This window comes from Sulfurimonas sp. NWX79 (assembly GCF_039667035.1).
Classification (GTDB): domain Bacteria; phylum Campylobacterota; class Campylobacteria; order Campylobacterales; family Sulfurimonadaceae; genus Sulfurimonas; species Sulfurimonas indica.
Genome location: NZ_JALCZL010000006.1, coordinates 28063 through 40291, shown reverse-complemented (window position 1 = coordinate 40291; position 12229 = coordinate 28063). Strand labels below are relative to the sequence as shown.

The 12229-nt window shown below is 37.4% G+C and carries 12 protein-coding genes; all 12 read right to left on the bottom strand.

Going from position 1 to position 12229, the window contains the following annotated elements:
* Positions 1–2: 2 nt before the first annotated feature.
* From mog to MNY27_RS04040, 12 genes are read right to left on the bottom strand one after another with little or no spacing between them, the layout of a single operon-like run.
* Positions 3–536, bottom strand: coding sequence for a molybdopterin adenylyltransferase (mog, locus tag MNY27_RS04095; RefSeq protein WP_152182980.1), 534 nt, complete (start codon positions 534–536; stop codon positions 3–5).
* A gap of 51 nt (positions 537–587) precedes the next feature.
* A complete protein-coding gene (gene bioV, locus MNY27_RS04090; protein WP_152182981.1) occupies positions 588–1109 on the bottom strand; it encodes a pimelyl-ACP methyl ester esterase BioV in 522 nt (173 codons plus the stop codon).
* Positions 1096–2751 (bottom strand): AAA family ATPase, encoded by a 1656-nt coding sequence (locus tag MNY27_RS04085; protein ID WP_346391906.1) that lies wholly within the window; start codon positions 2749–2751, stop codon positions 1096–1098. The genes bioV and MNY27_RS04085 overlap by 14 nt, the downstream gene beginning before the upstream one ends.
* On the bottom strand, positions 2738–3988 hold the full coding sequence (mtaB, locus tag MNY27_RS04080) for a tRNA (N(6)-L-threonylcarbamoyladenosine(37)-C(2))-methylthiotransferase MtaB (protein WP_152182983.1): 1251 nt from the start codon (positions 3986–3988) through the stop codon (positions 2738–2740). The genes MNY27_RS04085 and mtaB overlap by 14 nt, the downstream gene beginning before the upstream one ends.
* Positions 3988–5646 carry a mechanosensitive ion channel domain-containing protein gene (locus tag MNY27_RS04075; protein WP_246153785.1) on the bottom strand — a complete coding sequence of 553 codons (1659 nt, stop codon included), beginning with the start codon at positions 5644–5646 and terminating at the stop codon, positions 3988–3990. The genes mtaB and MNY27_RS04075 overlap by 1 nt, the downstream gene beginning before the upstream one ends.
* The gene (gene aroB, locus MNY27_RS04070) at positions 5646–6692 is read right to left on the bottom strand and encodes a 3-dehydroquinate synthase (RefSeq protein ID WP_152182984.1); all 1047 of its coding nucleotides are present in this window, start codon (positions 6690–6692) and stop codon (positions 5646–5648) included. Before aroB ends, MNY27_RS04075 begins: the two co-directional genes overlap by 1 nt.
* A 60-nt stretch (positions 6693–6752) precedes the next feature.
* Positions 6753–8159, bottom strand: coding sequence for a TrkA C-terminal domain-containing protein (locus MNY27_RS04065; protein ID WP_152182985.1), 1407 nt, complete (start codon positions 8157–8159; stop codon positions 6753–6755).
* A 27-nt stretch (positions 8160–8186) separates the two neighbouring features.
* A complete protein-coding gene (locus MNY27_RS04060) occupies positions 8187–8810 on the bottom strand; it encodes a hypothetical protein (protein WP_152182986.1) in 624 nt (207 codons plus the stop codon).
* Entirely contained in the window at positions 8807–9919 is a 1113-nt protein-coding gene (gene trmA / locus MNY27_RS04055; RefSeq protein ID WP_346391905.1) for a tRNA (uridine(54)-C5)-methyltransferase TrmA, read from the bottom strand. The genes MNY27_RS04060 and trmA overlap by 4 nt, the downstream gene beginning before the upstream one ends.
* 16 nt (positions 9920–9935) lie before the next feature.
* The gene (gene fliP / locus MNY27_RS04050) at positions 9936–10673 is read right to left on the bottom strand and encodes a flagellar type III secretion system pore protein FliP (RefSeq protein WP_152182988.1); all 738 of its coding nucleotides are present in this window, start codon (positions 10671–10673) and stop codon (positions 9936–9938) included.
* A gap of 3 nt (positions 10674–10676) precedes the next feature.
* The gene (locus tag MNY27_RS04045; protein WP_152182989.1) at positions 10677–11450 is read right to left on the bottom strand and encodes a flagellar motor protein MotB; all 774 of its coding nucleotides are present in this window, start codon (positions 11448–11450) and stop codon (positions 10677–10679) included.
* 11 nt (positions 11451–11461) lie between these two features.
* Positions 11462–12226: a MotA/TolQ/ExbB proton channel family protein gene (locus MNY27_RS04040; RefSeq protein WP_152182990.1), complete on the bottom strand. Its 765-nt coding sequence runs from the start codon at positions 12224–12226 to the stop codon at positions 11462–11464.
* Positions 12227–12229 lie beyond the last annotated feature (3 nt).

Below are 12229 nucleotides of genomic sequence, written 5' to 3'. Positions count from 1 at the left end.
CTCTATTTTGCCTTTGGACGGAATGCCTTTATAACATCTTCATTCGTCTCAATATATGGTCCCTCTATCAAATCGATACAATACGGCACAGCAGGAAAAACAGCATCCAGACACTCACGGATTGATTTTGGTTTTCCAGGAAGATTGATAATCAAAGAGTTTCCACGAATCCCAGCTGTTTGGCGTGAGAGAATTGCTGTTGGAACATACTGCAGACTCACCTGACGCATCAGCTCTCCAAAACCGGGCATCATTTTGTCGCATACATTCTCAGTAGCTTCTGGTGTCACATCACGAAGTGCAGGACCTGTACCACCAGTCGTTACCACCAAACAACATCCTGCCTCATCACAAAGCTCTTTCATCGTATCTTCAAGCACATCCTGCTCATCCGGAATACATCTGTACACTATCTCAAACTCACTTTTAAGATAATCTTTCATCGTATTCTGAATCGCTACTCCACTGATATCTTCATAGATTCCTTTACTTGCTCTATCACTTGCTGTTATTACACCTATTTTTATTTCTGCCATTATTCTTTCCTTATTAGTTTTTTATTTCATTACAATAGTTTTTATATTTTTTTATTCAGTTAATAAAAAATGATTCCCGTCTTTTATATATGTTACGGTTGCCACCTCTTGAAAAAACTCTTTTGCTGCATCAGCATCCACAATGTGGTCCTTAGCACCAAGATAGACCTCTATAACTACACCTGCCTCACGCAGCTGTAGCAACTCCTCTTTTTTCCATTCATAATACAGAAGTTCTTCAAGCTCTTCTAAAACAGTTATACTCTGCTCTACTTTTCTACGTTCATAAGGTAAAAAACAGGCGTTGATAAACTGGCGCAAATAGGCCTCTTCATTTTTTCTGTATGCCATCAACTGCAATCGTTTAAATTTTTCATCTTTACTTTGAAAAAATGCCGGTGAAAAAAGCTGTAGCGTATCTACCCTTTTTCCTTCTAAAAGTGCTTTTTTCAGACTCTCAAATGCCTTTATAGCACCATAAGAAAAACCACAAACCGTATAATCACTCTCTTTGATAAAAGGTGCAAAAAAGTGCACATCATTCTTTAGAGAAAAACCACTAAAAAATTTCATTGATATACTTTTTTACCTCTTCTTTTGTAATGCTCTCTCTGTCTTGTAAGACACGTTCAACATTTTGCATCACTTCACCCAGTGATTCCAAAAGCAGTGTTGTCTCTTCATAGAGACGTTTTAACATAAACTCTTCCTCATTGGCTTCTGGAATGATCGATGAGCCCATTCCATACTCTTGACACATCTTATGCGTAATATATTTGGCCTCATCAAGGTCATTTTTTGCACTGCTTGCATGCTCATCAAATTTCATATCACAAGCCACACTACCGGCGATAAGCATTTTCACACGAGCCTCTAACTCCTGCTTGATGAAAGGCTCATCTGTTGCAGGTGTAAGCTTCTCATTAGAGAGCATCAACTTCTCAAATGGCAGGTCATAATATGTTGCTATTATGACTTTTCCTGCCTGATAAGTAATACGATAGGCTTTTTGTTTGTCACTCAGCATCTGCAGTTTTTTCTTACCAAACATCACTTTATCTTTTACCTGATAAAAATGATCCAAAGTTATATGAAAATCATTTTGGCGAAGAGCCAAAAGTGCCGCTTCATTCACAAGTGCAGCTAAGGCTGCTCCATTAAATCCGACTGTCATATTTGCAACCACTTTGACATCAAGCTCATGCGGTACTTTAGAAAGATATTTCATCAGAATTGATTCACGCTCTCGTTTTGTCGGTAGTTCAACAAATACACGTCTATCAAATCGTCCTGCACGAAGCAGTGCCGGATCAAGTACATCTATCTTGTTTGTTGCAGCAATTATAATAACACTGCTAGATCCTTCAAAACCATCCATCTCCGTAAGGAGCTGATTGAGTGTTGCCTCACGTTCATCATTTCTCTGTCCGTCACGTTTTTTACCGACAGCGTCAATCTCGTCTATAAAGATAATTGATGGTGCATTTTTCTTTGCTGCTGCAAAAAGCTCATGAACACGTTTTGCACCCATACCTACATAGATCTGTACAAAAGAAGCCCCACTTTGGTAGTAAAACGGCACATCTGCAGCATTTGCAACTGCTTTGGCTATCATAGTTTTCCCAACTCCGGGAGGTCCTACGAGTAAAACACCTCGAGGAAGACGTGCACCAAAGTTCTTATAACGTTTTGGATTTTTCATAAAGTCAATAATCTCTTCAAGCTCAATTTTGACATCACTGATACCGCCAATATCATCAAAACTTACATCACTTTTTATCGCTTCTATAGGAGCATTTATCTCTAAAGAGCTGCTACCCGTACCTTCATTTTGTTTTGTTGTAAATTGAAGTGTAGAAAAGATACCTTTGCTTTGTAAAAATTTAAAAAGCAAAGAGCCAATTCCTAAGAAAAGAACCAAGAAAAGAATATAGATAAGAATGTTTGATTCACTACCAACTTCAACTTTATAATCAACAAACATTCGAGGAGTAACCTGTGAAGAAGCAATCTTATAATAACCGTTTTTTGTCTTCAGATAGACATACTCTTTTGTTACTATTACTTTTGTTACCTGCTTATTTTGTAATAAAGCGTTTGCCTGACTCAGCGTAATAGCATCAGCATTGTCACGCAGTATTGCAAAAAGAATGAGGGCAATAATAATAAAAGCAGAAACGATTAATGCAATACGGTTTGTTTTAGATGTTGGCATAATTATGTTCCTTCATCACTTCATAATCTGAAATTTTCACCCAATTTCCAAGAAGGTCTTCATCTGATTTTACCACTATTTTATTAAAATGTTGGTCAAGACCATGATACAGCCCGCTTTTATAGGACTCAATGAGAACATCCAACTCCCCATTAAAAGCTTTTCTAAATGCATAATTTTTCTCATTTACCAAAGCTTCTATCTCATGCAGTCTCTCTTTTGCAACTTTGCCATTTACTTCTGGTTTCATAGTCGCAGCAGGTGTACCATCACGCTTTGAATAGGTAAAAGCATGCAGATGTGTAAGTGGCAATGCTTTTGCATTCTCCATTGCCTCTTGCCATAACGCTTCACTCTCTCCTGGAAAGCCGGTAATAAAATCTGTTCCTATCGCATAGCCTTTATCAGCTAAAAACTCAAACAGTTCTCTGTCTTGTCTGTAAACATTTCGTCTATTCATCAGTTTAAGCATTTTGGGAGATGTATGCTGCAGGGCAATATGCATATGCTTCTCCATCCATGACTCATCTAAAATCTCTTTAAATTCATCCGTAATTTGAATCGGTTCAACACTCCCTAAGCGAATACGACGTACTCCACGAATAAGTGACATCTTTTTCATCAACTGTGCCAAAGATGTTTTTGTATCTTGACCATATGAGCCGACATTTGTTCCTGTTAAGATAAACTCACCAAAACCATTGAGTGCCAAGCGGGAAACCTGCTCTAAAATGCGTCCTTCATCCATACTTCGTGCATCACCACGAACAAATGGAATGATACAGTAAGAACAACGAAAATTACATCCCTCTTGAATCTTTATAAAAGCACGGCTTTTACCGACGAACTCATCAACAACCATCTCATCTATATGGTTCAAGTCACCCTTTTCATAAAAAGGCTGCTCTTTTTTCAGTAATGTGTCGATTTTCTCTTTTTCACTCTGCCCAAAGACACCATGTACTCGTCCCTCACGCAGTAGTGATTCACCTTTTGTATGTGCTCCACAACCTGTTAAAAAAAGCTTCTTATTATCTCCTTTTTTCTCAAGTTGTGAGATATAAGAACGTACATGAGTATCTGCACCGTTGGTAACTGTACAAGAGTTAATAACCACAACATCTGCTTCATCTTCATTCTCTGTTATCTCATACTCTTGAAGCGAGCTCATCATTACTTGTGAGTCATAAAGATTTGTACGACACCCAAAGGTTTTAAAATATACTTTTTTTGACATTATACTAACTCGTTATTATGTGCCACAGGTGCTTCACTTTGCATATCGATATTGAGTTTTTGTGTAGGGTATGCAATAGTGATATCATCTTCTGCTTTAAAAGCATCAATAATCTCTGTTGATATTACACTTCTGAGTGTCAGTGTTCCATAGGCATTTGTCAGATACCAGGCTTCAATATCAATTCCATATGGTTCAATGAAAGAGTAGATTCTTGGTTCAACATTTGTATTTTTCAAACTGTAGTGCTGACGCAACTTATTGAGCTGTTTTCTTGTAATGTCAGTATATCCTTTAGAGTACTTTTTTGTAATCTCTTTGACAAGATGCATCGCTTTTTTATGGTTCGAATCAAATGTCACCGTAATCTTTACACCATCCCATACTGTTTTTAAAGAGTGGTGCGTATAGTTTGCAATCATGCGTGTAAAAATGTAATTGTTCGGCACAAAGATGATACGTCCTGCACGACGATTTTGCATAATAGATGTGAGTGTGATATCTTCTAAAATCGTAATACGAAGCAGTGAGATATCAAGTACATCTCCCACATATTTCATCCCGTCCATATCTACACGGATCCTGTCCCCTACGTGAACACTGCCGCCAAAAACAATCACCAACCAGCCAAGAATGGACATAAACCAGTCTTTCATGGCAATAGCGATACCTGCAGATGCAAATCCTAAAATAGTGACTAAATAACTGACATTTTCTATGTAGTTGAAAAAGAGTATCAGAAGAATTATAGTGAAATTTGTAAAGGTAATAATCTTATTTGCCATATAGAAGCGTTCATTATCAGTAATGTACTTTTTAACAATAAGTTTAAGAAGAAAAAAGATGAAAAAGACAAATAAAACAGCGATACCAATCTTTATAAGTCTGTAAACCTGTTTTTGTATCCCTTTGTTAATGCTTATTTTTGCAATCTCTAAGCGCTTTTGATACACATTGAGTGTTACGCTCATTGTATCTAAAGCTCTTTCAAATCGCTCTAGCTCTGTCTGCTTTCTTTCCAAGACATCTTGATACTTCTCTGGATTTAACTTGTAAAGTTTTTTATAAAGATCAAGCTCCTTACGCAGTAAAACAATTAAAGCGCTTAGGTTCTCTTTCCTTTTTTTATAGTCATCATAATTTGCATCTATCGTCTTTATAAGAGAGAGGCCTGTAAATATCTCAAACGGATTGGATATTTTGGGAACATCTTCTATCTTAGGCGGCGTAATGAGCTTGGAAAATGGTGCACTGCTGTCACCTTTGAGTTTGTTTATCTGTGATGTTAAAATATTCTCTTTAGAGATAAGCCCTGCAAGCTCATCCATATCACTTGAGGTTTTCGCATGCTTTGAGAGCCACTTAATTCTCTTTTTGATAGCATCAAGCTTATTTTTCACCTCTAGCGATGTCAGATAGGATGCGTAACTTTTAATCCAAACATTCTCATCAGATATCTGATTGTCAAGTTCATTCAGTTCTTTAAGGTATCTGCTTATCTGCTCTGAAACAAGCATTTTTTGCTGTGTTGCATCATATGCATCTGATTTTTCTGCCGCTGTCTGGACTAGGGCATTGTTTGCATCAAGAGCAAAAGTCTTTAATGGTAAAAAAAGTATAAAAACTGTAAAAAGTACTCTTTGAAAAAACAGCATCATTATTTTCCAAACGCTTTTAAGACAGAAAGGACAACTGCTTTGTCCACTTCATCTGTAATTTTAACACCGCCAAGACCAACAGGTAAGATAAAAGTGATTGTTGCATCTGAACTTTTTTTATCTAAGAAAAATGCATCATAAAAACTCTCTACATTTTCTATCATATAATTCGTAGGCAGATTGTATTTTTCCAACAAAGCTTTTACTCTTTGCGCTTCTTCTTCACGCATAAGACCCAGTTTCACAGAAAGTGCATTTGCCATAACCATTCCAATGGCAACAGCTTCTCCATGAAGATACTTTGTATAACCTGTTTCATTTTCAATAACATGTCCAAATGTATGACCATAGTTAAGTGCAGCTCGTAGACCATGCTCTTTTTCATCTTTTGCAACAACATCCGCTTTTGTCTCTACAGCCTGTTTAATCGCTTCTTGCAGTGCAGTTTTATCGTTCAAGTCAGCATTTTCCAAATATTCAAAAAAGGTTTTGTTAAATGTTACTGCCATCTTGACAACCTCTGCAACACCTGCACCAAACTCACGTTTTGGCAGTGTTGTTAAAAAATGCGGGTCAATATAGACCGCACGTGGCTGATGAAAAGCACCAATGAGATTTTTACCATAACTGTTATTAATTCCTGTTTTCCCACCGACACTTGCATCAACTTGTGAAAGCAGTGTCGTTGGAATCTGTACAAAATCAATACCACGCTGGTAGATACTTGAAGCATATCCTGTCATATCCCCGATTACACCACCGCCAAAAGCGATCAAAAGAGATTTTCTGTTAAAACGATGATTGAAAAGAGATTCTAAAATCAAATCAATGGATACCTGATTTTTGTAGCCCTCTCCATCCGGTACAGTAATGATATAAAGCTCTTTGGCTCTGATTTTTGAGAGCAAATAGCCTAAATGCAAACCTGCTACTTTAGGGTTTGTAACAATAGCTACCTTTGTATCATATGTGAGCTCTGGAATTGTATCAATAGTAATATCATAAGAGTTATCAACAACTTGTTTAAGGGGAATGTTTACTTGCATTATCTGTCCAAAAATATAATATGATAGATAATACTTAAATTATGCTAAAAAGTTACTAAATTAGAGCTGTACAGGTATGAAAATTTGATGATAATTATCAAGCTTGAAGTACAGTTTCTCTGAATCAGTAGAGAAGAGTGCATAAGTGCGTCGTGTTGTCAATTTAGAAGTAAAAGGAAGAATCTGAATAAAATTATCTTTATGCTTCAAAGCACGAATAGGATTTTCATTCTCTTTTATCACTTTAATTGACTTTGAAAAGATTGTAGAGAGGTTGTAATAGTGCTCGATTACCTGCTCTTTTTCCTCTTGATGCTCCTGAAGATAATTATAGAGTTCAAGGTTAAAGTTCATCTGCTCAGAGATATCAAAGATAGTTGCAGAAATCTTCTCCAAATCTCTGTTATCAGAGAGCACAAGTGCCGCATCTTTTACGTTTGAGAAGCTTCTGTCTGCAAGCTTGAGTACAGGAACATGTACTTCATACAGTGCACGTCTGACATAGTAATCCCTAAACATCTCCGTAGGTACGATAACCAGACCGACATGGTAGGATTTGACATCATTGAAAAATGTCTCTTTGAGATTTAAGCTGTCATAATTAATATCAATAACAATATCCAGGTCTCTATACTCTTTGATATACTGCAGTATCTCTATATTTGAAGGATTGACAACCTTAATGACAAGATCATGTTTGAACTTTGTATGTACATAAACAGCACGACGTACCAGTTCTTTTATCTTTGCGTGAGAAACTATGTCCATATCTATGTAGAGCAAAATATTTGTTCCAAATGGCTCAGGAAATTGTCCAAGTTCACGCTTAATGGCACGGTATACAGATTTAAGAACTGCAGGCTGTCCCACTAAGAGCAGCAAGTCATTTGGCTGGATCATCCGTCTTCGTGAAGGCATCAACAGTTGACGATTTCTGTAAATTGCAACGATTCGCCAGTTCTTTTGCTCAATCACACCAATGTGACGATAGACAAAAGAACTTCCAAAAGGAACGAGAACTTCCATAATCTCGCCTTCACCAAGTCCAACATTTTGGGCAATTACAGGAACATTTGGAAGATAATCAAGCATTCTGGAAGCCAAGATCTCATTTGCATTGACTAAAACGACATTGGCATCTTCATTCTCCATATTCCACTGATTAAGGACAATGATACGAAGCTGTTTTTTGATAACTCTGATATTTTTGATGGTGTTTTCAACGTCCGCCTGACTATCCATGGCAATAATAACCTGGATAAACTCCATCTTAAGCAAATTTGACAGTTTATAAAAACTTGTTGGATCAAATTCATAAAATTTAAAACGTGCAGGATTGGCTGTAGGGAACTCTTTTTCTTTTAGCTGAACGACATAATAGATGTTTTCACTCGTATATGTCTCACTTACCCTTTGAATAAAATGCTCACCGATTGCACCATCACTGATTATCAATATTTTTTTCATGGCCGTATTATATCAGAACTTTAACTGTTATCTTTTTTGAATACGTGAACGTTCCACCCACATCTCTTTATCTGCTTTTTTCCAAACTTTGTTGACAAAATAGCCGGTGATTTTAACACGTGTTTGAGTTCTCACATTAGAAGTAAAAGAAGTTCCTTTTTCCCATTTGCCAATGGTTTTCAAACTACGTATACCGGCATAAATATTTGCATCCTCACGCAGACGGAATGCAGATGCCTTAAAATGTATTATCTCTACTTTTTTACTCTTTTTTACTATAGCTTGAGTACTTTTTTTGAGTTTTAGTGTTGGAAATTTGTTCTCATCTTCACACAAAGGCTGTCTGATGACTATCTTTTTTATTTTCTCTTTGACAATAACTTTTGTTTTCGGACTCTTTTTTTGTCTCTTTAACTGTTTGTTCAGCTCTTTTATTTGATTTTTCAAATGTGTGATTTTTTTCTTGTAGACACTGTTTTCATGCTCTAAAACAATGTTTTTCTCTTTTAGATCAAAAAGCTGTTTTTCATAACTGTGACGCAGTTTTTCAATATCATCAACGATGGCATCAATCCGCTGTATCTCCTCTGTAGCAAAAAGGTTACAAGAAAAAAAGAGAAAAAATGTAAGTAAAAAGAGCCGTATCATCATCTGCCTTTTTTAAGAAGCTTTACGCCCATCTCTACATGATGTGTATATGGAAACTGGTCAAAGAGTGCCATATCTATCACTTCATGTGTTTTTGTTAAAATTTCCAGATCCCGATAGAGTGTTTCAGGGTTACAGGAGATATAGACTATAGTATCATATCTTGCACTGAATTTACAAGAGTATTCATCCATACCACTGCGAGGAGGGTCAACAAATATAGCATTGATATCGTAACTTTTAATGTCAATATCTTTCATTCTGCGAAACTCTCGTACACTATCAAGTGCTTCTACAAACTCTTCAACACTCATTCGTACAAACTCTATATTATCAACACCATTTAAAAGCATATTACTCTTTGCAGCATTTATAGAGGATTTTGATATTTCAGTTGCAAGGACTTTATTAAAAAGTGTGGCAAAAGGAATCGTAAAATTTCCTGCGCCACAATAGAGTTCCAGTAAATCTCCCCTACTTCCAAGAAATGCATCCATAGCCCAGAAAATCATCTGCTCGTTCACACGTGGATTTGGTTGCGTAAAACTGTTCTCTATGTAGTTAAACTTGTACTCTTTGTTTTTTATCATCAAAGATTCAGTGATATAATCCTGTCCGATTACTACTTTTTGTTTGCGTGAGCGCCCTATGAGGTAGATACCGAGTTTTTGAGCAATCTCTTTTGCTTTTTCTTCCCACACACTGTCAAGTTTTCGATGATAGATGAGTGAAACTACTATCTCACCAGAGCTTGAGCTTAGAAAATCAGCTCCAAAGAGTTTAAAACCAAGCTCTTTTTCTTTTATCTCACACAAGAGTTTTGGCATCAAAGCAGCAATATGCTCATTTACCTGTGGGCATGCATCAACCAATACAACACCTTTGTGCTCTTGATGATTCATCGCATAGAAGATATCATCTTCAACATGCCAGATTTTAAATTCACTGCGTGCTCTGTAGTGCTCTTGTGGTGACTCGAAAACTTTTATCTCTTGTGTGTAATATGGCTGAAATCTACTCTTATTGAGCGCTAACTTCTGCGAAAGCTGTCCCTCATATCCATCTTCATAAACACGACATGCACCACACTCACCAAAATATTTACAATCCAAAAGCTATTTCCTCACACTATTTTATTGAAGCAATCAAATTGCCAATAAGAAGATTCCATCCGTCAATCAGTACAAAAACAAGTATTTTAAAAGGCAGTGATATCATTACAGGAGGTAGCATCATCATACCCATTGACATCAAAATCGAAGCAACAACCATATCAATGACCAAAAATGGTAAAAAGAGTAAAAAACCTATCTCAAAAGCTGTCTTCATTTCACTGATGATAAAAGCAGGAATAACAATTGAGAGAGGTACATCAGCGACACTTTTTGGATTTTCCATTTTACGTATGCGTAAAAAGAGTGCCAAATCTTTCTCTCGTGTATTTCGAATCATAAAGTTTTTAAAAGGAAGGGCTGTTTTTGTAAATGCCTCTTCATAACCTATCTCTTGTGCAACATAGGGCTTGATTCCCTGCTCATATGCTCTTGTCCCTATGGGTTCCATTACAAAAAATGTAAGGATCATAGCAAGCATGACCAAAAGCTGTGTCGGTGGGACTTGCTGCGTTCCAAGAGCTTGGCGTAAAAAACCAAAGACAATCACAAAACGGGTGAATGTTGTCATCACAAGCACCATAGACGGTGCCAGAACCAAAAGCGTAAGAATAACTAAAACATTCAATGATGAGACGAGCTGTTGTGGTGTATCTGGAGCTGAGAGACTTAGGTTTACCGTTGGAATAGTTACAGCATCAGCACCAAAAACAGCCATATTCAATGCAAAAAGAGCTAGAATGATTCTCATCATTTTTTACTTGTTCACCTTATCTAAAACAGATGTTGTCTCTTTATTTTTCTCTTCGCTTTTCTTACCAAAGAAATGAAGCTCAACACGACGATTTTTTTCTCGTCCTGTAGGTGTTGCATTTGTTGCAATAGGATGATACTGTGCAAAGCCTGCTGCTGACATTCGAGCAGGATCAACCCCATCTAAAACCAACTCATGCAAAACAGAGATGGCACGTGCGCTTGAGAGTTCCCAGTTGTCCTTAAAAGGAGAAGACGGGCCAGGATTACCATCATCAGTATGTCCTTGTACGCTCACCTGCATATCATTTGGCAACTCACCGACAATAAATGCTACTCTTTTTAAGAAAAGCAGTGCATCTTGATTTTCAATCGTAGCAGATCCTGATTTAAAAAGCAGTGCTGCAGGCAGTTTGATAACAAAACCATTCTCAGCCTCTTCTACTGTAACCTCAGGACCTTGTGATTTTTCCATCATTTCATTGGCATCTGCAGCTGCCTGCTGAATTCTGTTTACTGCATCACTTGTCTCATCTTGAGATTCAATTGGAGTAGACTCCTGAATACGTTGCTTCGATATCTCTGTTTTTGTTCCACCTTCCAAAACACTCATAGCTCCGGAGAGAGAACCAATGGCTTCAGAGACTTTTTTAGCATCCATACTACTCATCGAGAGCAAAAGTACGAAGAAACAAAGAAGAAGAGACATCAAATCCCCAAAGGCAGCTAGCCAGGCAGGGAGACACTCTTCACATTCAGGACACTTTTTTTTACCCATCAATCTTCACTTTAATCAAACTGGCTTACACGATCAGCCGGTGCAAGATATGCAAGCAGTTTTGCTTCAAGAACACGAGGTGCATCCCCGGATTGAATCGACATGATACCCTCAAGTATCATCTCTTTTACCATCGTCTCTTCATCATTACGAATTGCCAGGATATTTGCAATCGGTGCTCCAAAGATATTACCGATCATTGCACCATACATCGTCGTAAGTAAGGCAACCGCCATAGATGGACCAATTGCAGAAGGATCTGCCATGTTTAGAAGCATCGCAACAAGACCGATAAGTGTACCGATCATACCCATCGCACCCGCAAGTCCTGCCCACTGACTAAAGATAGAACCGTTTACCTTGTGACGAGTACTTGTTTGTTCCATCTCTATCTCTAAAAGCTCACGGATGGTATCTGGCTCATTCCCGTCAATCGCCATAGAGAGTCCTTTTTTTAAGAACTCATTTTCTTCATTGTTTACTTCACTCTCTAATGCCAAAATCCCATCTTTTCTGGCTTTTGTAGCAAACTCAACAAGTTTTTTGATAAGTTCACCTGTATCTTCTTCTCCCGGCTTGATAGCTTTCATAAAGATCTTTGTAAACTGTTTCATCTGAGAAGGTTTAAATGAAACCATTAAGGCACCAATACTACCACCGATAACGATAAGCACTGATGGAATATCGATGTACGCACCGATACCAACACCCATAACCATAGCACCCAAAAGAAGTGCCATAATCAAAACAATACCAATGACCGTACCTAAATCCATTTA